General features: G+C 57.8%; 22 protein-coding genes. 8 read left to right on the plus strand and 14 right to left on the minus strand.

Annotated elements, in window-relative coordinates:
• Positions 1–24 precede the first annotated feature (24 nt).
• The 5 genes from AC27HQ_RS03320 to AC27HQ_RS03340 all read right to left on the minus strand — a co-directional run bounded on the left by AC27HQ_RS03320 (position 25) and on the right by AC27HQ_RS03340 (position 4,007).
• On the minus strand, positions 25–654 hold the full coding sequence (locus AC27HQ_RS03320) for an SCO family protein (RefSeq protein ID WP_487154605.1): 630 nt from the start codon (positions 652–654) through the stop codon (positions 25–27).
• Positions 651–1,556 carry a heme o synthase gene (gene cyoE / locus AC27HQ_RS03325; RefSeq protein WP_487154497.1) on the minus strand — a complete coding sequence of 302 codons (906 nt, stop codon included), beginning with the start codon at positions 1,554–1,556 and terminating at the stop codon, positions 651–653. The genes AC27HQ_RS03320 and cyoE overlap by 4 nt, the downstream gene beginning before the upstream one ends.
• Positions 1,557–1,626: 70 nt before the next feature.
• On the minus strand, positions 1,627–2,670 hold the full coding sequence (locus AC27HQ_RS03330; protein ID WP_487154498.1) for a COX15/CtaA family protein: 1,044 nt from the start codon (positions 2,668–2,670) through the stop codon (positions 1,627–1,629).
• 4 nt (positions 2,671–2,674) lie between these two features.
• The gene (locus tag AC27HQ_RS03335) at positions 2,675–3,274 is read right to left on the minus strand and encodes a hypothetical protein (protein ID WP_487154499.1); all 600 of its coding nucleotides are present in this window, start codon (positions 3,272–3,274) and stop codon (positions 2,675–2,677) included.
• A 7-nt stretch (positions 3,275–3,281) separates the two neighbouring features.
• A complete protein-coding gene (locus AC27HQ_RS03340) occupies positions 3,282–4,007 on the minus strand; it encodes an SURF1 family protein (RefSeq protein WP_487154501.1) in 726 nt (241 codons plus the stop codon).
• A 61-nt stretch (positions 4,008–4,068) separates the two neighbouring features.
• Here AC27HQ_RS03340 and AC27HQ_RS03345 point away from each other — a divergent pair, with 61 nt between their 5' ends.
• On the plus strand, positions 4,069–4,281 hold the full coding sequence (locus tag AC27HQ_RS03345) for a twin transmembrane helix small protein (protein WP_487154503.1): 213 nt from the start codon (positions 4,069–4,071) through the stop codon (positions 4,279–4,281).
• 28 nt (positions 4,282–4,309) lie between these two features.
• On the opposite strand, the gene AC27HQ_RS03350 is transcribed toward AC27HQ_RS03345, so the two are convergent.
• From AC27HQ_RS03350 to coxB, 4 genes are read right to left on the minus strand one after another with little or no spacing between them, the layout of a single operon-like run.
• Positions 4,310–5,194: a cytochrome c oxidase subunit 3 gene (locus AC27HQ_RS03350; protein WP_487154504.1), complete on the minus strand. Its 885-nt coding sequence runs from the start codon at positions 5,192–5,194 to the stop codon at positions 4,310–4,312.
• A gap of 29 nt (positions 5,195–5,223) precedes the next feature.
• Positions 5,224–5,793, minus strand: coding sequence for a cytochrome c oxidase assembly protein (locus AC27HQ_RS03355; protein WP_487154506.1), 570 nt, complete (start codon positions 5,791–5,793; stop codon positions 5,224–5,226).
• A gap of 14 nt (positions 5,794–5,807) precedes the next feature.
• Positions 5,808–7,391: a cytochrome c oxidase subunit I gene (gene ctaD, locus AC27HQ_RS03360; protein ID WP_487154507.1), complete on the minus strand. Its 1,584-nt coding sequence runs from the start codon at positions 7,389–7,391 to the stop codon at positions 5,808–5,810.
• Between the two features lie 10 nt (positions 7,392–7,401).
• Positions 7,402–8,526, minus strand: coding sequence for a cytochrome c oxidase subunit II (gene coxB, locus AC27HQ_RS03365; protein WP_487154508.1), 1,125 nt, complete (start codon positions 8,524–8,526; stop codon positions 7,402–7,404).
• A 406-nt stretch (positions 8,527–8,932) separates the two neighbouring features.
• Between coxB and AC27HQ_RS03370 the strand changes: the two genes are divergently transcribed.
• Positions 8,933–9,580: a hypothetical protein gene (locus tag AC27HQ_RS03370; protein ID WP_487154510.1), complete on the plus strand. Its 648-nt coding sequence runs from the start codon at positions 8,933–8,935 to the stop codon at positions 9,578–9,580.
• Positions 9,581–9,592: 12 nt separating this feature from the next.
• On the opposite strand, the gene AC27HQ_RS03375 is transcribed toward AC27HQ_RS03370, so the two are convergent.
• A complete protein-coding gene (locus AC27HQ_RS03375; protein ID WP_487154607.1) occupies positions 9,593–9,868 on the minus strand; it encodes a YheV family putative zinc ribbon protein in 276 nt (91 codons plus the stop codon).
• A complete protein-coding gene (gene prlC / locus AC27HQ_RS03380) occupies positions 9,865–11,913 on the minus strand; it encodes an oligopeptidase A (RefSeq protein WP_487154512.1) in 2,049 nt (682 codons plus the stop codon). Before prlC ends, AC27HQ_RS03375 begins: the two co-directional genes overlap by 4 nt.
• Before the next feature lie 123 nt (positions 11,914–12,036).
• Between prlC and AC27HQ_RS03385 the strand changes: the two genes are divergently transcribed.
• The 4 genes from AC27HQ_RS03385 to amt all read left to right on the plus strand — a co-directional run bounded on the left by AC27HQ_RS03385 (position 12,037) and on the right by amt (position 18,505).
• Positions 12,037–12,579, plus strand: a complete 543-nt coding sequence (locus AC27HQ_RS03385) for a gamma carbonic anhydrase family protein (protein ID WP_487154609.1) — start codon at positions 12,037–12,039, stop codon at positions 12,577–12,579.
• Positions 12,580–12,637: 58 nt separating this feature from the next.
• Positions 12,638–13,735, plus strand: a complete 1,098-nt coding sequence (locus AC27HQ_RS03390) for a GGDEF domain-containing protein (RefSeq protein ID WP_487154611.1) — start codon at positions 12,638–12,640, stop codon at positions 13,733–13,735.
• Between the two features lie 130 nt (positions 13,736–13,865).
• Entirely contained in the window at positions 13,866–14,888 is a 1,023-nt protein-coding gene (locus AC27HQ_RS03395; protein WP_487154513.1) for an NADP-dependent oxidoreductase, read from the plus strand.
• A gap of 233 nt (positions 14,889–15,121) precedes the next feature.
• Positions 15,122–18,505, plus strand: a complete 3,384-nt coding sequence (gene amt, locus AC27HQ_RS03400) for an ammonium transporter (RefSeq protein ID WP_487154515.1) — start codon at positions 15,122–15,124, stop codon at positions 18,503–18,505.
• 17 nt (positions 18,506–18,522) lie between these two features.
• On the opposite strand, the gene AC27HQ_RS03405 is transcribed toward amt, so the two are convergent.
• The 3 genes from AC27HQ_RS03405 to AC27HQ_RS03415 all read right to left on the minus strand — a co-directional run bounded on the left by AC27HQ_RS03405 (position 18,523) and on the right by AC27HQ_RS03415 (position 21,588).
• Positions 18,523–19,221, minus strand: a complete 699-nt coding sequence (locus tag AC27HQ_RS03405) for a sensor histidine kinase (RefSeq protein ID WP_487154516.1) — start codon at positions 19,219–19,221, stop codon at positions 18,523–18,525.
• Positions 19,218–20,822: a response regulator gene (locus AC27HQ_RS03410; protein WP_487154517.1), complete on the minus strand. Its 1,605-nt coding sequence runs from the start codon at positions 20,820–20,822 to the stop codon at positions 19,218–19,220. Before AC27HQ_RS03410 ends, AC27HQ_RS03405 begins: the two co-directional genes overlap by 4 nt.
• A gap of 100 nt (positions 20,823–20,922) precedes the next feature.
• Entirely contained in the window at positions 20,923–21,588 is a 666-nt protein-coding gene (locus AC27HQ_RS03415) for a Rossmann-fold NAD(P)-binding domain-containing protein (protein ID WP_487154519.1), read from the minus strand.
• Positions 21,589–21,678: 90 nt separating this feature from the next.
• Here AC27HQ_RS03415 and AC27HQ_RS03420 point away from each other — a divergent pair, with 90 nt between their 5' ends.
• Entirely contained in the window at positions 21,679–22,383 is a 705-nt protein-coding gene (locus AC27HQ_RS03420) for a tellurite resistance TerB family protein (RefSeq protein WP_487154520.1), read from the plus strand.
• A gap of 255 nt (positions 22,384–22,638) precedes the next feature.
• Positions 22,639–23,502 carry an MBL fold metallo-hydrolase gene (locus AC27HQ_RS03425; RefSeq protein ID WP_487154522.1) on the plus strand — a complete coding sequence of 288 codons (864 nt, stop codon included), beginning with the start codon at positions 22,639–22,641 and terminating at the stop codon, positions 23,500–23,502.
• Positions 23,503–23,506: the final 4 nt, after the last annotated feature.

Genomic DNA, 23,506 nt, shown 5'->3' on the forward strand with positions numbered 1-23,506 from the left:
CGGGCCACGTTGTGCTGTGTTTGATCAGGGCAGCGCCATGATCTTGGGCAGCCAGAGTGCCAGTTCCTGTGGTTTCAGGGGCGGACGGATAAAGCCGACATACTGACCCTGTGGATTGACCATCACCACCTGACCACTGTGGTCGACCAGGTAGTTCTCGGTGCTGGTGTCCGGCTCGATATAGGCAATCGACAGGGCCCGGGCCAGGCTGGCCAGTTGTTCGGGTTCACCGGTCGCGCCGTTGAAACCGGCCTTGAAGAACTCAAGGTAGGAGGCCATCTGCTCCGGTGTATCGCGATTTGGATCGACACTCACCATGGTCACCTGCAACTGCGCACGACTGTTTTCCGGCAGGCTGGTGACCAGTTGGCGCAGCTCCGCCATGGTGGTTGGGCAGATATCCGGGCAGAAGGTATAGCCAAAGAACAACAGGTCCCACTGGCCATTCAGATCGTCTTTGCCCCAGGCCTGTCCCGCAGCTGAAGTCATGCTGATATCCGGCAAGGCGCGCGGCGTATCAAACAGAAAAATGCCAGCCCGCGACAGCTGATCACGGTCCAGCGGTACCGGCCGGCTGACCTTGTTGACCACGGCGCCAATTACCAGGGCAATGGCTGCCAGGGTTACCAGAACGGTTTTTTGCACGCCATTCATAGCCATCCGGCCACTCCCACATAATGATCGACCAGCAGTGCCACAAACAGCCACAGCAGATACCAGAGAGAAAACTTGAAGGTCTTGATTGCCGCATGCGGGCGGCTGTCACGCCAGAGTGCCCAGGCCCAATCGATAAAGCGCACACCCAGAACCAGCGCAACTCCTAGATAGAGTAAGCCACTCATGTGAATGACATAGGGCAGCATGCTCACGGCAAGCAGGATAAAGGTGTAAAGCAGAATGTGCAGTTTGGTGTAGCGCTCGCCGTGGGTCACGGGCAGCATGGGGATATCGACTTTGGCGTACTCTTCTTTGCGGTGTATGGCCAGCGCCCAGAAGTGCGGGGGCGTCCAGGCAAAGATGATCAGGACCAGCAGCAGCCCTTCGGCATCGATCTGGCCGGTCACCGCAGTCCAGCCGAGCAGTGGTGGTGCTGCACCGGCCAGTCCGCCAATCACGATGTTCTGCGGCGTTGCCCGTTTCAGGAACGAGGTATAGATCACCGCATAGCCAAGCAGTGATGCCAGCGTCAGCCAGGCAGTAAGGGCGTTGATCCATTGCAGCAAGATGGCCATGCCGGCCAGGCCGAGGATCAGGGCAAACATCAGCGCGTTCAGCGGGTTGACGCGACCCTGGGCCAGGGGGCGGCGCTGGGTGCGGGCCATATGGATATCAATGCGCCGATCAACCACATGGTTGACTGCGGCGGCTGAGCCGGCACACAGAGCGATACCCAGATTACCGAGAATCAGTACGTGCCAGGGCACCATGCCTTCGGTGGCCAGCAGCATGCCGATGGCTGAGGTGATGATCATCAGCGCAACTACCTTGGGCTTGGTCAGCTCCAGATAATCGCGCCAGCCGGCCGTGGCCTGTGCACGCTTGGTCAAGGTGGTCATGTGTTACTCCCCCGACGCCTGGGGCGCCTGTTTTTTATTCTTTTGATCTCGGCCCAGTATGCGCCAGCCGTCAGCGGCTGGCCAGCATTCCTGAGCCACTGCCTTTGTTTAGCAAGGGTTCTGCGACGGGTGCACGCAGGCGATAATTGATGCTGACAACGACCAGCAACAATGCTGCACCCACGGCGTTGTGGGCTACAGCAACGGCCAGCGGCAAATGCGCCAGGACATTGGTGATGCCCAGGCTGACCTGGGTCGCCAGGATCAGTACCAGGAGTCCGGCGAGCTTGTTCAGGCGCAGATCCAGCATGCGCCAGGCCAGCACCAGCAGCACCAGGGTGGTAATCACCGCGCCAATCCGGTGGGTAAAGTGAATGGCTGTGCGCCCGGGGCCGTCGAGTATGCCGCCGAGGTAGTTAGGGCCGATTTCATGAAACAGGTGAAATCCAGCGGCAAAATCCATCTCATCCGGCCACCACTGTCCATGGCAGGTTGGCAGATCGACACAGGCCACTGCGGCATAGTTGGTGCTGGTCCAGCCACCCAGCATGATCTGCACTATGACCACCACCAGAGCCAGTCTGGCAAAACGGCGCACACTGAGCAGTATGGGGCGTTGCGGCAGGGGCGGGAATTGATTGTATAGGCGCAGGGACAGTAACAGCAGCAAGGTCAGGGTGGCGAAACCACCAAGCAGGTGCAAGGTTACGATTTGTGGCCAGAGTTTCAGGGTCACCGTCCACATGCCGAACAGGGCCTGACAGATCACCAGCAGCAGCAGGCCAAAACTCAGGCCAATCGGATAGCCCGGGACTTTGCGTTGCTTCAGGCTGAACAGCGCCAGCCCGAGGATCAGCAGGCCAAGAATGCCGGCAACATAACGATGGACCATTTCCGCCCAGGCCTTGAAGATTTCCACCGGTTCATCGGGAAAACGCATTTCCGCCAGGGCCAGGGCATTCTCACTGCGCGGCACGCCAAGGAAGCCATAACAGCCCGGCCAGTCCGGGCAGCCTAGTCCGGCGTGAACCAGGCGAGTGTAGGCACCTAGGATCACAACAACGAAACCGAAGGCCAGGGCGCCAACGGCAAACAGGTATCCGGGTTTACGCATGGCCTTAACCTACCTTGGAGACTTTCAGGAGATGTTTGAGATCGTCCAGCAGCTTTTTGCCGGGTGCGGCGGGATCCTTATGCAGTACCACGCGCCCCAAGGGGTCGATCAGCCAGAGTTGCGGCCCTTCAGACCAGGCCGCTGGATGCACGCTGAGGCTGGACATATAGGCAAGCGGATCAAGGCGTGCTTGCTGCATGCGCGGAAAGTCGCTGTGCAATTGGGCCAATTGCGTCTCACTGGCCTGATCACCGGTCGCCAGCAAATGCTGGACCCGTGACGCCTCACGCCCGATGGCAACATTGATTTGTCGGGCTTCGTGCAGCAGTGCCAGGCAGTCTTCCTGGCACTCGCCAGGTGCGGTCACCAGCAGGCGCCAGGGTGCGCCGTAACCTACCTGCTCCAGCTCAACCCGCCAATCATCGAGGGTGATTATCGGTTCAACCAGGTCGGTACGGTTGGTATGGCTGCCGGGGATGAATTCGCTCTTGGCCATGATCCAGGCGACCAGCATGGGGCCTACGACGATCGCGACTATTGCCAGTAGCTTGAGTTGCCCGCGCGGTTTTTGCGTGGTCTTGAGGTTGTCTTCGGTCATGCTCATCTTATTATTATTCCCCCCGGGGTTCGGGCCGAAATCCGGCCCAGATAAAGAGTGCCAGCAAAGCTGTAGCCAAGGCAAACCATTGCACCGCATAGCCGGTGTGTTTGCTTGAGGTCATCGGCAAGGGTGGCCAATCCAGCGTCAAGGCCGCGGGGCTGCCGATGCGCAGCCGGGCGATCCAGGGCAGCAGTGGCTGGCCCGATTCGATTCCCAGCTGCTGCATGTCAATACGGCTGATCAGGCGTGGCCAGTTGTCGCCTGGACTGTCAGCGCCCAGGGTAAAGGCCTCGCCTGCTTCGGGCAGCAACTCGGCATCCAGTGCCAGTGTGCCTGCTGCAGGTGGCAGGGCCGGTAGCTGTTGACGGTCAGGCCAGGGCAGCCAGCCGCGGTTGACCAGTACGCGATGTCCCGACAGGTCATTAAAGGCCTGAAGCACCTCCACGCCCGCTTGTCCGTTGCGGGTGCGGTTGTCGAGCAGCCAGATGGCCTGCTGGTCAAATTCGCCCTGCAGGTAAACCGGTCGCCAGGCCGGATCAGCTTCATTCAGTAAGTCACTCAGGGGTAGGCTCAGATTGCCGCGATTCTGGTCCATCTGCGCCTGCATCTGGCGCTTTTCTTCGGCGCGATCGAGCTGCCAGAAGCCAAGGCTGATCAGCAGCGGCATAAAGGCCAGCAGAAACAGCCAAAGTGGCCATCCTGGTGCAAAACGTAGAGAATTTCGACTTTCAGACATGGCTACCTGGATCCACAGCAGGGTCTATACTGGCACCACTTCAACCCTAAGGATTCATACTATGTGGCTAAAATTGGCCATTCTGGCTTTGATGCTGGCGATTCTTGTCAGCCTGTTCAGCGGTCTGTTCTTTCTGGTCAAGGACAGTAATGGCTCTGGACGACTGGTCACGGCATTGAGTGTTCGTATCAGTTTGACGGTATTGCTGGTAATGCTGCTGGTATTCGGATTCTGGACTGGCCAGTTGGGCTGGCATACGCCCTGGCTGAAATAAAGCGGACCCCGCAGGGCCCGCCATCCGTTCAGAATACGTATACGAACAGGAACAAGCCGACCCAGACCACGTCAACGAAGTGCCAGTACCAGCTGGCGGCTTCAAAGCCGAAGTGGTTTTCCGGGGTGAAATGCCCGCGGTAGATACGCACCAGCATGACCGTCAGGATCAGGGTGCCCATGAATACGTGCACACCATGGAAGCCGGTGAGCATGAAGAAGGTCGCGCCGTAGATCCCGGAGTTCAGCGTCAGACCAAGATCGCGGTAGGCGTGGACATATTCGTAGCCCTGTACAAACAGGAACACGACAGCCAGGGCGATGGTCAAAATCATCCAGTTTTTCAGCGCGGTACGCTTGCCAGCACGCAATGCGTGGTGGGCAAAGGTCACGGTGATACTGGAGGTGATCAGCATAATGGTATTGATCAGCGGCAGTTGCCATGGGCTGATCACTTGCTCCGGCCCAGGGAAGAGTTTCGGATCCGGATTGGTCATCAGCGGCCAGGTGTATTCAAAGCCTTCCCAAAGCATACCGCTTACACCTTTGTCGCCCTCGCCGGCCAGCCAGGGACCGGCAAAGGTGCGCACATAAAACAGCGCGCCAAAGAAGGCGGCAAAGAACATCACTTCGGAAAAGATGAACCAGCCCATGCCCATGCGGAAGGAACGGTCCATTTGCGCGCTGTACAGGCCCTTGTGGCTTTCGTCGATGACATTGCCGAACCAGCCAGTGAACATCCAGGCGAGGATCAGCAGGCCAACCAGCATGGCGATCAGCCCGCTGTTGCCGCTTGAGGTCATCAAGGTACCCATGCCGACCAGGGTGGTCAGCAGGCCGATTGAACCGACGATCGGCCATTTGCTTTGCGCCGGGACGTAATAGGCTTCGTGCGTTGAGTCGTGACTCGCCATCTGTTGTTCTCCTTATCAGGCAGTCAAATTCAGTTGCTGTGCACCGCCGCCAGATCAAAGCTGGCAGCCATGCGTTCAGTCACATCAAACAGGGTATAGGCCAGGGTCAGGCGTTGGACTTCACCGGGCAAGGCCGGGTCGACAATAAAGCGCACCGGCATTTCTATGCTTTCACCTGGCTGCAGTAATTGCTGGGTAAAGCAGAAACATTCGGTCTTGTGGAAGAAGGCAGCGGCCTTGGACGGCGACACGCTGGGTATCGCCTGGGCAATCATCGGCCGGTTGGTCGGGTTATGGGCAAGAAAGACCATTTCCCGGGTTTCTCCCGGATGCATGACGATTTCATTGGCCTGGGGCCCAAAGGACCAGGACATGCCTTCGGCATTGGTTGAAACAAACTGCACGCGGATGGATCGCGCTTCGTCTATCTCGCCTGCGTTGCCGGTAAAAGCGCTGTCGCTGGTTTTGCCATTGATACCGAAAGCGTCACACATCACGTCATAAATGGGCACCAGCAAAAAGCCGAAACCAAACATACCGACCACCAGTATCAACAGGCGACTGACCAGGTTTTTGGTGCTGATGCCTTGCTCTTTCATGACCGGGCCTCTGCTTATTTCACTTCAGGCGGTGTGCTGAAGGTGTGGTAAGGCGCTGGTGAGGGCACTGTCCATTCCAGACCTTCGGCACCATCCCAAGGCTTGGCTGCTGCCTTCGGGCCACCTCTGATGCACTTGATGACAATGAACAGGAACAATAACTGGGTTGCCGCGAACATGAAGGCTCCAATCGAAGAGATCATGTTGAAGTTGGCGAACATCATGTTGTAGTCCGGAATCCGGCGCGGCATACCCGCCAGGCCGATGAAGTGCATCGGGAAGAACGCCAGGTTCATACCGATGAAGCTCATCCAGAAATGCGTTTTGCCCAGCACTTCGTCATACATGTGGCCGGTCCACTTGGGCAGCCAGTAATACGCTGAAGCGAAGATACCGAAGATCGCACCAGGCACCAGTACATAGTGGAAGTGAGCGACCACGAAATAGGTATCGTGGTACTGGAAGTCAGCCGGCGCAATGGCCAGCATCAGTCCGGAAAAGCCGCCAATGGTGAACAGGATGACGAAGGCCACCGAAAACAGCATGGGCGTCTCGAAGCTCAGCGAACCCCGGAACATGGTTGATATCCAGTTGAACACCTTGACCCCGGTGGGGACGGCAATCAGCATGGTGGCGTACATGAAGAACAGTTCGCCGGTCAGGGGGATGCCGACGGTGAACATGTGGTGAGCCCAGACCACAAAGGACAACAGTGCAATCGCTGCTGTGGCGTAGACCATCGAGGCATAACCGAACAATGGCTTGCGACTGAAGGCCGGGATGATTGCGCTGACGGCACCGAAGGCCGGCAGAATCATGATGTAGACCTCGGGGTGACCGAAGAACCAGAAGATATGCTGGAACATCACCGGGTCACCACCACCGGCGGCATTGAAGAAGCTGGTGCCAAAGTTGATATCCATCAGCATCATGGTCACCACGCCGGCCAGTACCGGCATCACCGCGATCAGCAGGAAGGCGGTGATCAGCCAGGTCCAGACGAACAGTGGCATCTTCATCAGGGTCATGCCAGGCGCACGCAGGTTGAGGATGGTGGCGATAATGTTGATCGCGCCCATGATCGAACTGATACCGGCGATATGGATGGCAAAAATGAAAAAGGTCACACTCGGTGGCGCGTAGGTGGTGGACAGTGGTGCGTAGAAGGTCCAGCCGAAGTTCGGACCGCCACCTTCCATGAACAGGGTCGATACCAACAAACCAAAGGCGGCTGGTAGCAGCCAGAAGCTGAAGTTGTTCATGCGTGGCAGGGCCATGTCCGGTGCGCCGATCATCATCGGAATCATCCAGTTGGCCAGACCGACGAAGGCCGGCATGACCGCGCCGAAGACCATGATCAGACCATGCATGGTGGTCATCTGGTTAAAGAATTCCGGCTCGACCAATTGCAGACCGGGCTGGAACAGTTCGGCGCGAATAACCATGGCCATGCAGCCGCCGAGCAGGAACATGGCGAAGCTGAACCACAAATACATCGTACCGATGTCCTTGTGGTTGGTAGTCAGTACCCAGCGCATCAGGCCTTTGGCAGGACCATGGGCATGGTCGTCGTGATGGTGATCAATCACTGCACTCATGATGGTCTCCTTATTGGCTGTTCTTGAAGTTGAGAATGTCGACTGGCGTCACTACGTCGCCGGTGTCGTTGCCCCAAGCATTCCGCTCATAGGTAATGACCGCGGCAATGTCGACTTCGGATAGCTGGGCTGCAAATGACGCCATTGAGGTGCCAGGCTTGCCGTTAACGACGATATTGATATGCCCCTGAATATCGTTGAGTGCCATGTCGCTGCCTTTGAGAGCCGGGAACATGGGCGGAATACCCTCGCCTCCGGGTTGGTGACAGGCGGCACAGGCGCGGCCATAGACCTCTTCGCCGCGCGTCATCAGCTCGGCGAGCGTCCATTCCTTGCTGGTCAACTCGGCTTCGCGGGCCGCGGCTTCCTTCTTCTCTGCCAGCCAGATATCAAAGTCTTCCTGGGTCTTGGCTTCGACTACCACGGGCATGAAGCCGTGATCGCGACCACAAAGCTCGGTGCACTGGCCGCGATATATGCCGGGTTCGTCAATGATGGTCCAAGCTTCGTTGACGAAGCCCGGGATGGCGTCCTTCTTCACGGCCAGGGCCGGTACCCACCAGGAATGGATGACATCGGCGGCGGTGATCAGGAAGCGTATTTTCTGGCCGATTGGCACAACCAGTGGCTCATCCACTTCCAGAAGATAATTGTCATTTTTGTCGGTGAGGTTACGGATTTCTTCGCGGGGGGTGGTCATGTTGCTCATGAAACTCACGTCCTCACCCAGGTAGCTGTACTGCCAGCGCCACTGGTATCCGGTGACCATCACATCGATATCGGCATCCCTGGCGTCGTAGATGCTGATCAGGGTCTTGGTTGCCGGCACGGCCATGCCAACCAAAATGAGCAATGGGATGGCGGTCCAGAGGACTTCAACGGTGAGATTTTCATGGAACTTGGAAGCGACCGCGCCCTTGGACTTCCGGTGCGCAAACATGGAGTAGAACATCACGCCGAAGACGACGATGCCAATGACGACGCAGATCCAGAAGATCAGCATGTGCAGGTCGTAGACCTCATTGCTGACCTGAGTGACCCCTTTGGGCATATTGAATGCCCAGTCGGCGTGTATGGTGCCGCTGAGTGCGAGCAGGACTAATCCACTCAGCCAGGCCTTTGCATATCGCAACATTCCCGGTTCCCCTTATTGTTTTTATCAGATCTGGTGCGGGGGACTGTCAGCGGTTAAGAATACCGCCTTCGTCGTCAGGCAATGCCGTAGTCACGGATATCGGTGCGCTGTACGTCTGCCCCCCAAAAACAGCCAGACCAGTTGAGTATAGACCTGAGAGACTCCTTGGCAATCCCCTCATTGACTTTATTTTTTGATATCTGTCAAGGCGTCGTGCACCTGATTATGCTAGTTCTACGTTACAAAGTGCTAACAAGGCGCGGCCAAATCAAGGTGCATATTATTCCAATGACTCATATATGAGTCACTTTGACGATATCATTGTGCTCTGCTAGCTTTTAGCCAGCCCATTCATTGTCTTCCCGTTGCCAACCGGCATCGATTCAGGCATTGCCGGAGTGACTCCATGGATATTCAAGCACTGCGTGAGCGTGTTGATCTGGCTGCTCAGCAGGAACAGCAGGCTTCCAGTCTGGGTCGTTGGCTGGAGCAGCGTCTGCCTTCACTGCACCCGACCATTGCGGTAAAAGACAGCCCGCGACACAGCCTGCTGCTTTTCATCGATGGCTATATACGCCAGGTTCCGGACATGCTCGAGGCCGCCCAGCGGGTAGCTGAGCGGGCCGATATGCGCAGTCAATTGCGGCCGGTGCTCAAGGTAGCCGAGGCTTTTTTTCTGCAACCGCCGGACCTGCCTGCCGATCACAGCGGCATGCTGGCGCTGCTCGATGAGGCCTATCTGGCTCACCGGCTGATTGAAGAAGTGAATGACCGTTATGCCACCCATGGCGGGGGTTCTTTGTTGCCACTGGATACCACGTGGGCCAACCTGATTGCCCACCATTTGCTGGGTGAGCCCTTTGCCAACGAGCTGGATGCGCTGGTCATGCGTGCGGTGGACGGTCTGTTGCCGGAAACCCTGTTTGCCAGCCAGTCTTTTTCCGAGCACTGTGCAGCACAGCAAGCTGAGGGCGCAGACAAGGTCTGGGCACAGTGGCCCTGCCTGTCACGGCAGTTGGGGCTGGATATCCAACTGCCAGGCATGACGAGCTGATCAAGCCGAGGGTCAGGCGTCGGGTTTTTTCAATCGCGGATTGGGGAAGAACTGCACGGTTTGTGCCTTGACCGCCGGCTTGCTGGCTTTGGCCTTGGTCACCCGTGTTGGAATCTCCTTGGGTACCGAGTTACCGCGCTCGTCGAGGGTGTCAGCATAGCCACAGCTGACGCATTCTCGATTGGGCACGCCATCCTGATCGAACATCCGAATGGTATCCATGCTGCTGCAGGCCGGACACACGGCACCGGCTATAAAGCGCTTGATCACCGCCGGTGCGTCCATTATGCCGCCTCACTGATCAGGCCGCTGTGGCGCAGCAGTGCATCGATGCTCGGCTCGCGTCCGCGGAAGGCGACAAACAGCGCCATGGGTTCACGGCTACCGCCCTTGGCCAGAATCTGCTCGCGGAACGCGCGGCCGGTCTCGGCGTTGAGCACGCCCTCCTCTTCGAAGCGCGAGAAGGCATCGGCTGACAGCACTTCAGCCCATTTATAGCTGTAATAGCCTGCTGCGTAACCACCGGCAAAGATATGTGAGAAGCCGTTCTGGAAGCGATTGAAAGCCGGTGGCGGGAACACTGAAACCTCGGCGCGAACTTGTTCGAGAACCGCCTGGGCCTTGAGTTCTGGCTGGTCACGACGGTGCAGCAGAAAATCAAACAGTGAGAACTCGATCTGCCGCAGCATGCCCAGGCCAGACTGGAAGTTCTTGGCCGCCAGCATCTTGTCGAGCATGTCTTGTGGCAGTGCTTCACCACTCTGATAATGCCCTGAAATCAAGGCCAGCCCCTCGGGTTCCCAGCACCAGTTTTCCATGAACTGACTCGGCAGCTCGACCGCGTCCCAGGCCACGCCATTGATACCCGAGGCGGCCGGGTAATCCACCCGGGTCAACAGGTGGTGCAGACCATGGCCGAACTCATGGAACAGGGTGGTGACTTCGTCATGGGTGAGCAGCGCTGGCTTGTCGCCAATCGCCGGATTGAAGTTGCAGACCAGGTAGGCAATCGGCTTCTGCAACTCGCCACCCGGCATCTGCCGACGATCACGGCAACCATCCATCCAGGCACCGCCTCGCTTGTTGCTGCGGGCGTACAGGTCGAGGAAAAAGCGACCAATCACCTGGCCCTGTTCGATCACTTCGAACAGCCGCGCATCGGCGTGCCAGCGTTCAAACTCGGCTACTTCCCTTAGCTGGATGCCATACAGACGTTCCACAATGGAAAACATGCCCTGCAACACGCGGTTGATCGGGAAATAGGGTTTCAGCGCTTCCTGGGAAATGGCATAGCGGTGCTGACGCAGTTGCTCGCTGTAGTAGCCGACATCCCAGCTTTGCAGCTCGCTGCAGCCGTGCTCGGCGGCAAAGTTGCGCAGGGCCGCCAGATCCTGCTCGGCATAACCGCGGCTGCGCTGACCCAGATCGCGCAGGAAGCCGACCACCTGATCGGTACTGTCGGCCATTTTCGTAGCCAGTGACAGTTCGGCATAGTTGGCAAAGCCGAGCAGCTCCGCCAGTTCATGGCGCAGAGCGAGAATCTCGTCAATCAAGGGGCCGTTGTCGTGTTCACCGGCCCGCGGGCCCTGATCTGAAGCCCGTGTGGAATAGGCGGTATACATTTCTTCGCGCAGGCCACGATCATGGGCATAGGTCATCACGGCGTAATAGCTGGGGAATTCCAGGGTGATCAACCAGCCATCCTGGCCACTGGCCTCGGCAGCCTGACGGGCCTGGGCCAGCGCAGACTCAGGCAGGCCGTCCAGGCTGGCGGCGTCGGTGATCAACTTGGTCCAGGCCTGGGTCGCATCCAGAACCTGGTTGGAGAAGCGACTTTGTAGCTCAGACAAGCGCATCTGCAGCTCGCCATAGCGCTTTTGCTGAGCTGCTGGCAGGGCAATGCCGGACAGTCGGAAGTCGCGCAGGGCATGGCGAATGATGGTCTGCTGGGCTTCGTCGAGCGCGCTAAACGCCTCGCCTTCAGCCAGTTGAGAGTAGGCCTGGAACAGCGCCTGGTTTTGTCCAAGCTCGGTATAGAACTGGCTGAGTAGTGGCAGGCACTCGTTGTAGGCATCGCGCAGTTCAGGGCTGTTCATCACGGCATTCAGATGGCTGGCTGGCGACCAGGCCCGTGACAGCCGCTCGCCCATATCGTCCAGCGGAACGATCAGGTTGTCCCAGGTCCAGCTGGGCGGAGGTGAGTCCAGCAATGACTGCAGACGGGCACGGTTGTCCGCCAGAACCTGTTCTATGGCCGGCTTTACGTGCTCGGCACGGATCTGGCTGAAAGGGGGCAGGTCGTATGGCTGCAGCAGCGGGTTACTCATGGTCATCGGCTATCCTAAAAGACGTTCGGCATTACATCGGGTTGCATACTATTTACTATGACAGCACAGGCTAGAGCCACTGTCTTTTAATAATGGTCACAAGAGCTTTCTTCAATGGGAACAGAATCAATGAATATCCGCCGTTACCGCGAACACCAACCCAGGCTTGGTCAGTCGGTGTTTATCGATCCCTCCGCCGTGGTGCTCGGTGATGTGCAGCTGGGGGATGATGTCTCGGTCTGGCCTTTGACGGTAATCCGTGGCGATATGCATGCCATTCGCATTGGTGCGCGTACCAGTGTTCAAGACGGCAGTGTACTGCATATCACCCATGCCGGTCCCTTCAACCCGGACGGTTTCCCGCTGCAGATTGGTGAAGAGGTGACCATCGGCCATAAGGTCCTGCTGCACGGCTGCACCCTGGGTAACCGGGTGCTGGTCGGCATGGGCAGCATCGTTATGGACGGTGCGGTGGTCGAGGATGAGGTGATCATTGGCGCGGGCAGTCTGGTGCCCGCTGGCAAACGGCTGCAGTCCGGCTTCCTGTATATGGGGAGTCCGGCTCGCCAGGTGCGGCCGCTGACTGACCAGGAACGGCAGTTTCTCGGTTACACCGCCGCCAACTACGTGCGCTTGAAGGATCAGCATCTGCAGCAGGCTTGGGCAAACTGATTGGCAGTGGCTGGCCGGTAGCTATACTGGCATTCAAATCTTGCTGGAAACACGGGTGATGCGCGCAAGGAAGGTCCGCACAGACAACAGATCTGACCAGCCGGGGCAAACCGGCCTGGTGGATGCCGACCAGCGTTCGCTTATTCGGGTGATCTTTTTGATCACTGGCGTCACCCTCGGATTTTTTGCCGCTCTGCAGGTTGGTCAGGGCAATGCGCTGTTTGCCGCGCTTGAGTTACTTGCCACGGCGTTGCTGCTCTGGGGTGCCTGGCGTATTCCGGTGGCGCGCCGACCGGTCCTCTGGATCGTGGCTTACCTGCTGCCGCTGAATGCCTTCATCATTTACATCATTGTCATGCCTGGGGCGTCTGTAACAGCTTTCGTCTGGGTTTACATGATGCCGGTGATGTCCTACCTGTTGCTCGGTCGTCTGGTCGGCTTGTGGCTGGCCATGCCTTTCATGCTGTTTGCCACGCTGGTTTATCTGCAGCGTTTTGGCTTGCCGGGTGATGCATCCGGCTTTATCGATTTGGGTAATGCCTTGATCTGTGGCGTGTTGATACTGGTCTTTGTGCATCTGTATGAACGGCGCCGCGCCGCTGCGCAACAGGCTCTGGAACGCATGGCCGATACCGATGCATTGACTGGTGTGGCCAATCGCGGCAGCTTTCAGCGCAGTCTGGAGCGAAGCATTGCCGAGGCGGCGCGTAACCAGTCGCCCTTTGTCCTGGTCCTGCTGGATGTCGATCTGTTCAAGCAGGTCAACGACCGCTGGGGACATGCGATTGGTGATGCGGCGTTGCAACATATCTGCCGTGTGCTCTCTGCGCGGATAAGGGAAACCGATACTATCGGTCGACTTGGCGGTGAGGAATTCGGCGTCTTGCTGCGTGGTACCGATCTGGCCGCGGCACGTCCGGTGGTCGAGGCACTCCGGTTACAGCTCAGTCAGGCACCTCTGAACGTTGGTCCGCAGTCGCTCAGCCTGTCCGCGACTTTTGGCATGGCCGCCTGGCCAGTTGATGGTGATAGCGCCGACGTGCTGTTTCGCCGCGCGGATGAACGGCTGTACCGTGGCAAGGCACTGGGCCGTAACCAGCTGGTTCACCATGATGCGTTGCCGGTGGATGTTCTGGATGTGAAATTGACTCGTTGACCCTGTTGGCAGGCAATCAGCCTGATGAATAGTGTCCTGCTGGCCGTGACTTCCGCTGCTGCTTGTTTATGATCTGTCCGCTACGGGGCTTTTATCCCCGCCCATTCAAGATTGCGCAAAGAGGCGAATAATGTCGGCCTATATCAACCGTAAAGTGGTACTCAACCAGCGCCCGCAGGGTGAAATCCAGGACGGCGACCTGCTGATCAGAGAAGAGCCGGTCCGCGAACTCAAGGACGGTGAAGTCCTGATCAAGACCCTGTGGCTGTCGCTGGACCCCTACATGCGCCCGCGCATGAACGACAGCAAAGGCTATATGGATCCGATCGAGATCGGTGCGCCGATTGTCGGCGAAAGCGTCGGCCGGGTGGTCGAGTCCAAATCAGCCAACTATCAGGTCGGCGATCTGGTCACTGTTTATTCCGGCTGGCAGTCGTTCTGCATCATCCCCGGTGATGCACCGATGGTCTACAAGATCAAGGATCAGGGCGCGCCATTGCAGACCTATCTGGGTGTGGCCGGCATGCCAGGACGCACCGGTTATTGTGGCCTGATGTATGTCGGCAAGCCCAAGGCCGGCGAAACCGTGGTGGTGTCTGCGGCTTCTGGTCCGGTCGGCACCGTGGTGGGTCAGACCGCCAAACAGCTTGGTTGCCGTGTAGTTGGTGTGGCCGGTGGTCCAGACAAGTGCCGCTTTGTAGTGGAAGAGCTGGGCTTTGATGCCTGTATCGATTACAAGGCCGGCAATCTTGAAGCCGATTTGGCAGCGGCCTGCCCGGACGGTATCGATGTGTATTTTGAAAACGTCGGCGGTGCGGTAACCCGCGCCGTGGCCAAACTGATTAATCCAGGCGCACGGGTGCCGATCTGTGGTTATGTGTCGGCTTACAATGCCGAAGACGCCAGCAAGGTGGAAACCCCGTTCCACGTGTTCGGCGCACTGGATCCCAAGCCGGAACACCGCTTCTTCCTGGTCACCGAGTGGCAGGATCAGCACCAGGAGGTTACTGCACTGCTGGCCGGTCAGGTAGCGTCCGGCCAGTTGAAGTACAGTGAAACCGTCGCCGAAGGTCTGGATAACGCGGTTGAGGCCTTCAAGGGCTTGCTCAAGGGCAAGAACTTCGGCAAGCAGTTGGTGCATATCGCCGACTGATGAAGACTGGCGCCGGGCCTGCCCGGCGCCAGATGCTGTTCCGTCCCAGCTTTCCCACGCCTATCGCTGTTGCGTCAATATCACATCGCCAGCATATCGACTCTTTTGGAACAGAATCTGCATCCTTTGCACTGAGATGGGCTGATCCGGGTGTATTCCGTGATGGTCTGCCCTTTTTTGAGGCGTGCGCCTGACGGGCGCGCTAGCACAGTGCCATATTGCAGGTATTCGCCATGCCGGTTGCCATGCTCGATGTCCTCTGGGTCGTACTTTGTGCCGGCCTGGTGTTTAACATGCAGTTGGGATTTCTGTGCCTTGAGTCGGGACTGACCCGCAGCAAGAACGCTATCAATGTAGCGGTCAAGAACATGGCTGACCTGAGCGTGGCCATCCTGCTCTATTGGCTCTTTGGTTTCAGCATCATGTTTGGTCTGAGCCACGACGGCTGGGTTGGCAGCGGTTTTTTGCTGCTGTCTTTCGATGATACCTGGCAGGCGGCGTTCTTCCTGTTCCAAGCCATGTTCTGCACCACGGCCGCGACCATTGTGTCCGGCGCTGCCGCCGAGCGTATGCACTTTAGTGGTTATTTGCTGGTGGCGGCGCTGACGGCAGGACTGATCTATCCCTTTTTTGGTCATTGGGCCTGGGCTGGCAGCATTACCGATGGCGAGGGTTGGCTGGCGGCACGTGGCTTTGTCGACTTTGCTGGCTCGACCGTGGTGCATGGCGTTGGCGGCTGGATAGCCCTGGCGGTCATTCTGGTCCTGGGTCCGCGTCAGGGTCGCTTTGACCAGTCCCGCGAGGGCCGCAGTTTGCCGGGTTCCAACTTGCCCATGGCCATGCTTGGCGCCTTGCTGTTGCTGTTTGGCTGGTTTGGTTTCAATGGTGGCAGCACATTCAGTTTCGATCAGAGCGTGCCCGCTATCATTGCCAATACGGTGCTGGCGGCGATCGCCGGCATCCTCGGCGGTATGGGACTGTCCTGGTGGCGCTGGCGTCTGGTTGATCCGGTCTATCCCTTGAACGGCATGATTGCCGGTATGGTGGCGATCACCGCCAGTGCCCATGTGGTGGATGCCGGGGTGGCGTTGTTTATCGGTCTTGTCGGCAGTCTGGTGATGTATCTGGCTGACCGCCTGTTATATCACTTCCGTATTGATGATGCGGTGAGTGCAGTGCCGGTGCATTTAGCCAGCGGTATCTGGGGCACCCTGGCCGTGGCGCTGTTTGCCGATATGGAGCGGCTGGGTACCGGGCTGGACCGCTGGCAACAATTGCTGGTGCAGGGGCAGGGCGTGATAGTAGCTGGCATATGGGCCTTTGGCGTGACCTGGCTGTTGCTGCGACTGTTGAATCGGATCATGCCGCTGCGCGTATCGATCGAGGATGAAAGGGTGGGACTGAATGTCTCCGAGCATGGGGCTCGTACCGAGTTGATTGATCTGCTAGATGCCATGGCAACGCACCAGCGTGACGGGCATTTTGCCCGTGAGGTACCGGTTGAGCCCTTTACCGAGGTCGGACAGATTGCCGGGCAGTACAACAAGGTCATCCGTGCCCTGCAGACAGCGGTTGGCACTACCCAGTCGATCATTCGCGATATTCGTGACGGCATCGTGACGTGCACTCCAGAAGGGGTCCTGGCAAGTTGTAATCCCGGAGCCGAGCGACTGTTTGGCTTGCCTGCCGAGCAACTGGTGGGCCAGTCGTTGCAGCGGTTGGTGGCGGAACAGGACTGGCTAGGTTTGCCTTGCCCGGAAGCCGGTGGTGAACTCAAACAGGAAGTCCTGTTCAGTCGTCGAGGGCATGAGCAGTTCGTCGCCGAGCTGACGGTCAGCCGAGGCGCCTTCGACGAGCATCTGTTGACCTGCATGATTCGCGACATTACCGAGCGGCGACGGATTGAACAGCAGCTGTATCAGGAAAAAATGCTCGCCCAGGTAACCCTTGCCTCGATTGGTGACGGGGTGATCACCACTGGCCCAGACAGTCGAGTCAGTTACATCAATCCGGTTGCGGAAAAACTCACCGGCTGGTCCGCAGATCAGGCCCTTGGGCGCCCATTGGAAGAGGTTTACCGGCTCTACGACGAGCTGTCTGGCAACGCACTGGGCAATCCGGTCACGGCCTTGTTGCGACGTTACCGCAAGGTGATATCCGGGCAGGACGGCAGCGGCTTGCTGCTGCGCCGCCGGGATGGCAGTGATGTGGCGATCCAGGATGCTGTAGCGCCGATCCGCGATGCCGAGGGCCGCATCATAGGTGCGGTATTGAGCTTCCATGATGTCACCGATACCCGCCGGCTGGCCCGTGAGTTGTCACACCAGGCGGCACACGACACACTGACCGGACTGGCCAACCGCGCCGAGTTCGAGCGCCGACTGGCGGCGGTACTTAGCTTGCCCTCAAGTGAACGCGGTGATCAGGTGCTCTGCTATATGGACCTGGACCAGTTCAAGGTGGTCAACGATACCTGTGGACATGCGGCTGGCGACGAGTTGTTGCGTCAGCTGTCGAAGTTGTTCCAGAGCCGTATTCGCAGCAGCGATGTGCTGGCGCGACTGGGGGGTGATGAATTTGGTCTGCTGCTCAGCGGTTGTCCGCTTGAAGAAGCGGTGCCGATCATAGACGGCTTGCGCGCGCTGGTGGAGGCGTTTCGCTTCAGTTGGGAGGGTAAGAGCTTCGCTGTGGGTGTCAGTATCGGGCTGGTGGCCATCGAGCCCGGCGAGTCCTTGGGAGCGCTGCTCAGTGCCGCCGACAGCGCCTGCTATGCGGCCAAGGATGCCGGCCGCAACCGGATCCATATCTTTCAGGCCGACGACCAGAAACTGCTTGAGCGGCGCGGCGAAATGCAGTGGGTAACGCGCTTGCGTCAGGCGCTGGACGGTGACTTGCTCAGGCTCTGCGTGCAACCTATCCAATATGCCGAGGATGGCCGACTGGCTGGCTATGAGGTGCTGGTGCGCCTGCTCGCCGAAGATGGCCGCGAGATACCCCCCGGAGCCTTTATGCCGGCGGCGGAACGTTATGCCTTGGCGCCGGCCATTGACCGCTGGGTAGTCAGTAACTTCCTCGCCTGGGTCGGTGATTATTGCCGTCGCCACCCGGATGTGACGAGCAACTATTCAATCAATCTGTCGGCAGCCAGTCTTGGCGAGGAAAGCTTTCTCGAATTTATACTCGATACCCTTGATCGACATGGTGTGCCACCGCAGTGTATCTGCTTTGAAATTACCGAGACCAGTGCCATTGCCAACTTGAGCCGAGCCGTAATTTTCATGCAACGGCTGAAGGCGATTGGCTGTTATTTTGCCCTCGATGATTTCGGTTCTGGGCTGTCGTCCTTTGCCTATCTGAAGAATCTGCCGGTGGATTTTCTGAAGATTGATGGTGCTTTCGTCAAGGATATCGATACCGATCCGATCGCTCGGGCCATGGTTGCTTCGATCAACACCATTGGCCATGAAATGGGCCTGAAAACCGTGGCAGAGTTTGTTGAAAGCCAGGCGATACTGGATTGTCTACGGGTAATTGGAGTGGATTTCACCCAGGGCTATTTCCTGGGTCGGCCACAACCGCTTGAGGCCCTGGACAGCGTGCGCATGATGCCACGCTGAGTTGTTCCAGAGGCGCCTCAGGGCAGGTAAATGCGAAACTCGCCGCCACCCAGGGCGCCGTCATTGGCCAGCGCAATGCGGCCCTGGACGCCATTGCGCTGGTGCAGTTCGGCGATCCGCTGGCCAAAATACAGACCCAGGCCAGTGCTGCCGCTGCTCATGTTGATGCCCAATACATAGTCGGATTGATGCTCGAGCATGGCTGGAGGGTAGCCCTGGCCGTCATCACTTATGGCAATCACCAGTTGCTCGTCCTCCATCCAGGCCTGCAGATGTATCGCTGAGCGCGCATAGCGAATCGAGTTGTTGATCACGTTACTGACCACCGAGCCGACCAGTTCGGCGTCGATAAAGGCCATCAGACCGTCTTCCTCGACCTCATAACGGCCGTCGATATGCCGTGAGCGCAGAATATCGGCGTGGCGCGCCAACTGGGCCTCGAGAAAATCCTCGACTTCAACCCAGGCCGGGCGCATTGGCAGCTGATTTACCCCTAGCTTGTAGAGCCCGAGCATCTGCACCAGCATGCCGTTCAGGCGCAGGGATTCGTATTCGATCGCACCATGCTCGGCACTGTCGGTGAGATCAGCGGGCAGTGAGGCGGTCCAGGTCTCATAGGCCTGCATCAGCAGCGCCAGGGAATTTTTCATGTCATGCACGGTGGACGCCAACACCGTGGAAAAATCCAGTCCTTCATGCTCCTGATCTGCGCTCATAGTCCCTGTACCGTGGAGCAGAGTTTGCTGTAGCGCGGATAGCGCGGGTCGCTGGTCGGCATGCTGCGAACCTGTTCAAGGCATGCCAGACACTCGGTCTTGAGATCGGCGTCTGGTGTGGTCAGCAACAGCCTGAGCAGTGACTGGGCTGTGTTCAGGGCAAAACTGATATTGCGCGGTTGCAGGGCCTGGGCCTGACGAAATAACGCCAGGGCCTCCGGAAACTGTTTTTGCTGGTAGGCGCGAATACCCTCGCGATTGTGCTGCTGGGCCTGAGTGCCAGCCTGAAGAATGGCCGGGTTGTCGGTATGCTGGCTGATCGCGGACATGATGCTTTCATCATCGCCGTACATTTCTGCACAGGTGCCCAGTACCTCCTCAGCGATGTCTGTGCGCCCGAGCTTTTTCAACTGTGCGGCCACTTCAAGTGCTTTGTCGGCGGAGAAGAAGGTATCCATCTGTGCCAGCTGTTCGGCGGCGGCACTGATCAGCTTGTCAGCGCCGCTGGTGTCGCCAGTTTTTTTTAGCGTACTGGCTTCCAACAGGTTGGCGCGTACCCGCAAGCCTGGATCGTTCTTCCAGCTCTTGCCCAGATCGCCGAGTGTCTGGCGGATCTCGATCATTGCTTTGCTGCCAGGGGCATCGTCACCCACTTGATCATTCAGACTGCCGGCCAGGCCCAGGTGGTTTTCCGGATCACGGAACTGTGAGTTGCGACCCAGGTCGATGGCCTGTCTGAAGGCCTTTACTGCACTGTCATAATCCCCGTTGCTGCGCGCCAGCTGGCCGAGAGCCTGCTGGCGCTGCAGGCTGTTGGGTGAAATTCGTAGCCCCTGAATCAGATACTCCTGGGCCTTTTGCTGATCGCCCCGGGCCTGCTGGACAGCCGCTAGCCCGTCAAACAGCGCAGGCAGCATGGGGAACTGGCTGATGGCTGTGTTGAACAGTTGCTCGGCTTCGTCGAGCTTGCCTTGTTCAAGCCAAAGATTGCCGAGGGCAACGACAGCCCAAGGTATGGGCCGGTCGCCGACCAGTTGGTTGAGCAATGCCTGCAGCTCGTCCTGCATGCCTAGCGCCTTGAGTGCATTGGCTTTGTAACGCAGGCACTGCGGGGCCAGCTTGGGGTTGCTCTTGACCAGCTGGTCACAAGCGGCTACAACGCCACGACTGTCGTCTTTACTCAATGCGTCGAGGACCGGTTTGAGTGCTGTCTTGCGCTCCACCAGCTTGTCGAGTCGTTGCTGCAGGCTGGCGCGGTTGAAGGGCTTGGTCAGATAGGCATCCGGCTCGCACTCCAGTGCGCTCATGACCATGGCCTGACTGCTCTCAGCGGTACACATGACGAAAATACAGTGCGGGCTGATCAGCTTGGCGTGATGTAACTCCTCAAGCACCTGCTGGCCGTTTTTACCGGCGCCCAGATTGTAATCATGCAAAATGATGTCGTATTGGCTATTGCGGCACAGCGCCAAGGCTTCCTCGCCCTTGGCTGCAGCGTCGACCTGCTTGACCGCCATCAGTCGCAACATGCCCGTTACCGAGGTGCGGAACTCGGAAAAATCATCTACCACCAGAAAGCGTTTTTTGCTGTAGTCGATCATGACGTCCCTGCTGTCATAGCGTTGTAATGGTCAGACACAGTGCAGTATAGCTGGCCTGCGCTTCAATATAGTGTAGCAAAGTGCCATTATCGAGTTTGGGTCATTTTCCCTTCACCCAGATGGCAATCTGCTCTGATTCGATAATGCGTGTTCCCGGCTTGGCAGCTAACGCCAGACCGAGCATACACGCTGCGACCCGCACCGCGCTGATTGGCCGGTAACGCGCAGGAATCACCGGCCTGAACAGGCGTGAGAAAAGCAGACCAGCCTGCTCAGCTGGACGCCTCTCAGGTCTTGGCCCCGTGTCCAGAAGCGACGGACGCAGAATCTGTAATGAGTCAAAGCCCAATGCGGCCAGGCCTGCTTCGGTGTCACCCTTGGTGCGCAGATAAAATGAACTGGCGCCTGTGCTGGCGCCGACCGAAGAGATCAACGCACAACAGGGTGTGCCGGCTTGCCGTGCACGTTGGGCCGCGTGCAGCACCAGATCATGATCAATGGCGCGGAAAGCCGCTCTGGACCCGGCTTGCTTGAGTGTGCTGCCCAGTGCGCAGAGCAGTGCATCGGCCTGCCACCATGCGCAATCTGTTGGCAATGTGCGGAAATCGATAACCGGGTTATCCAGTCGCGCCTGAGTGGGCAGCGGGCGGCGGGTCGGCGCGGTGACTCTGGCAACAGTGGGATCAGCCAATGCGGCACGCAGCAGCTGCCCGCCAACCATGCCGGTAGCGCCCAGTATCAGCAGGTGCTTCTTTGCTTCAGACATGTGCATGACCTTTCAGTTGCAATTAACCCGGAACGGATAATTCTGCATTTATCATTGTCTAGTTAGATTGGAAACCTTACGGAGAATGCCATGATTACAGGTGGACTGCTTGATCAGTTGTTGAAATCAGCTAATCAGTTGATTCAGGGGCAAGGAGCACAGGCGCCAACGGCCAGACCCACGGGAACGGCGACCAGCGATAGTGCAGGCGGCCTTAATCTTGGCAGTCTGCTCGCTGGTGCAGGCGGCGGCACAGCACTGGGTCTGCTGTTGGGTAACAAGAAAGCCCGCAAAATGGGTGGCAAGGTTGCCGTCTATGGCGGTTTGGCTGCGGTCGGCGTGCTGGCGTATAAGGCCTACGGCCAATGGCAGCAGAAACAGGGCAACACCGGTATGGCCGAGATACGCACGGTCGATCGTTTACCCGCGCCTCAGGTTGAGGAGCACAGTCGTGCGGTATTGCGTGCGCTGATTGCTGCTGCCAAGGCCGATGGTCATGTTGATCAGCGAGAGCGTCAACTGATCGATGCCGAAGTGGCTCGTATGACCAATGATGCGCAGTTGCAGAACTGGTTTGATCAGGAACTGCAGAAGCCGCTTGACCCGGTCGAAGTAGCCAGCGCTGCAAGCACGCCGGAAATGGCAGCAGAAATGTATCTGGCCAGTCTGCTGGTTATTGATGAAGACAGTTTTATGGAGCGGGCTTACCTCGAGGAGCTGGCCAAACAACTGCGGATTGAGCCGGGCTTGAAGCGCGAGCTGGAAAATCAGGTCAGGAATAATACCCTGATCTGAACAACGGGCCTGTCTGGCCGGCAGCTGGATAAGCCGCCGGCTGATTTATAGGCTTGTTGCGTTTGCGTGCAATGCGCGAACTTCGTTTTACCCCCCTTTTTGTCCCCTTAGTTCGCATTGATAGCTTCTCTTATTGGAATGGGAGCGAGAGTCGGCTGTATTTATATATGCAATTTTATTCTAAGCATAGAATTGAAAAACAGTTAAGATTGATCTTAACTGTATACCCATAGGGGTATAATTTTGGAGTGCAGCATGCAGCCAGATGTAAAGACTTTTTTCGACCCGGCAACCTTTACCTACAGTTATGTTGTGGCCGACCTAGTTTCAGGGCGTTGCGCGATCATTGACTCGGTTATGGATTATGATCCGGCCTCGGGCAAGACTGCTTTCGACAATGCCAACGCCATCATCGACTATGTCAAAAGCAATCATCTGCAGGTGGACTGGCTACTGGAAACCCATGTGCATGCTGACCATCTGTCTGCCGCGCCTTACTTGAAACGCGAGCTTGGTGGCCAGTTGGCGATTGGTGAGCAGATCACTCTGGTGCAGAACACCTTTGGCAAGCTGTTCAACGCAGGTACTGGGTTTGCCACCGATGGACGCCAATTTGATCACCTGTTCAAGGACGGCGATACCTTTGAAGTCGGTAGCCTGACCGCTCGAGCCATCCATACGCCCGGTCATACGCCTGCCTGCATGACCTATCTGATCGGCGATGCCGGCTTTGTCGGTGACACCCTGTTCATGCCCGATTACGGCACGGCCCGCTGTGACTTTCCGGGTGGGGATGCGCACACCCTGTTCCGTTCAATTCGCAAGCTGTTTGCCTTGCCGGGGGAAACACGCCTGTTCATGTGTCACGACTACAAGGCGCCCGGGCGTGACCAGTTTTGCAACGAAACCACAGTGGCGGAGGAGCGTGAACACAACATCCATGTGCATCAGGGTATAGATGAAAGTGATTTTGTAGCGATGCGCCGGGCGCGAGATGCCACCCTGGGGATGCCAACACTGATTCTGCCTTCGGTACAGGTGAATATGCGGGGTGGCCAATTGCCGCCAGCCGAGGATAACGGTGTGCGATATCTTAAAATCCCACTGGACCAGCTCTGAGGAC

Source organism: Halopseudomonas sp. 4NH20-0008 (assembly GCF_057548395.1).

Bases quoted from the DNA above. Each gene is read 5' to 3' on its own strand.
- AC27HQ_RS03320 (WP_487154605.1), bottom strand. From the start codon at position 654: ATGAATGGCGTGCAAAAAACCGTTCTGGTAACCCTGGCAGCCATTGCC.
- cyoE (WP_487154497.1), bottom strand. From the start codon at position 1,556: ATGACCACCTTGACCAAGCGTGCACAGGCCACGGCCGGCTGGCGCGAT.
- AC27HQ_RS03330 (WP_487154498.1), bottom strand. From the start codon at position 2,670: ATGCGTAAACCCGGATACCTGTTTGCCGTTGGCGCCCTGGCCTTCGGT.
- AC27HQ_RS03335 (WP_487154499.1), bottom strand. From the start codon at position 3,274: ATGAGCATGACCGAAGACAACCTCAAGACCACGCAAAAACCGCGCGGG.
- AC27HQ_RS03340 (WP_487154501.1), bottom strand. From the start codon at position 4,007: ATGTCTGAAAGTCGAAATTCTCTACGTTTTGCACCAGGATGGCCACTT.
- AC27HQ_RS03345 (WP_487154503.1), top strand. From the start codon at position 4,069: ATGTGGCTAAAATTGGCCATTCTGGCTTTGATGCTGGCGATTCTTGTC.
- AC27HQ_RS03350 (WP_487154504.1), bottom strand. From the start codon at position 5,194: ATGGCGAGTCACGACTCAACGCACGAAGCCTATTACGTCCCGGCGCAA.
- AC27HQ_RS03355 (WP_487154506.1), bottom strand. From the start codon at position 5,793: ATGAAAGAGCAAGGCATCAGCACCAAAAACCTGGTCAGTCGCCTGTTG.
- ctaD (WP_487154507.1), bottom strand. From the start codon at position 7,391: ATGAGTGCAGTGATTGATCACCATCACGACGACCATGCCCATGGTCCT.
- coxB (WP_487154508.1), bottom strand. From the start codon at position 8,526: ATGTTGCGATATGCAAAGGCCTGGCTGAGTGGATTAGTCCTGCTCGCA.
- AC27HQ_RS03370 (WP_487154510.1), top strand. From the start codon at position 8,933: ATGGATATTCAAGCACTGCGTGAGCGTGTTGATCTGGCTGCTCAGCAG.
- prlC (WP_487154512.1), bottom strand. From the start codon at position 11,913: ATGACCATGAGTAACCCGCTGCTGCAGCCATACGACCTGCCCCCTTTC.
- AC27HQ_RS03385 (WP_487154609.1), top strand. From the start codon at position 12,037: ATGAATATCCGCCGTTACCGCGAACACCAACCCAGGCTTGGTCAGTCG.
- AC27HQ_RS03390 (WP_487154611.1), top strand. From the start codon at position 12,638: ATGCGCGCAAGGAAGGTCCGCACAGACAACAGATCTGACCAGCCGGGG.
- AC27HQ_RS03395 (WP_487154513.1), top strand. From the start codon at position 13,866: ATGTCGGCCTATATCAACCGTAAAGTGGTACTCAACCAGCGCCCGCAG.
- amt (WP_487154515.1), top strand. From the start codon at position 15,122: ATGCCGGTTGCCATGCTCGATGTCCTCTGGGTCGTACTTTGTGCCGGC.
- AC27HQ_RS03405 (WP_487154516.1), bottom strand. From the start codon at position 19,221: ATGAGCGCAGATCAGGAGCATGAAGGACTGGATTTTTCCACGGTGTTG.
- AC27HQ_RS03410 (WP_487154517.1), bottom strand. From the start codon at position 20,822: ATGATCGACTACAGCAAAAAACGCTTTCTGGTGGTAGATGATTTTTCC.
- AC27HQ_RS03415 (WP_487154519.1), bottom strand. From the start codon at position 21,588: ATGTCTGAAGCAAAGAAGCACCTGCTGATACTGGGCGCTACCGGCATG.
- AC27HQ_RS03420 (WP_487154520.1), top strand. From the start codon at position 21,679: ATGATTACAGGTGGACTGCTTGATCAGTTGTTGAAATCAGCTAATCAG.
- AC27HQ_RS03425 (WP_487154522.1), top strand. From the start codon at position 22,639: ATGCAGCCAGATGTAAAGACTTTTTTCGACCCGGCAACCTTTACCTAC.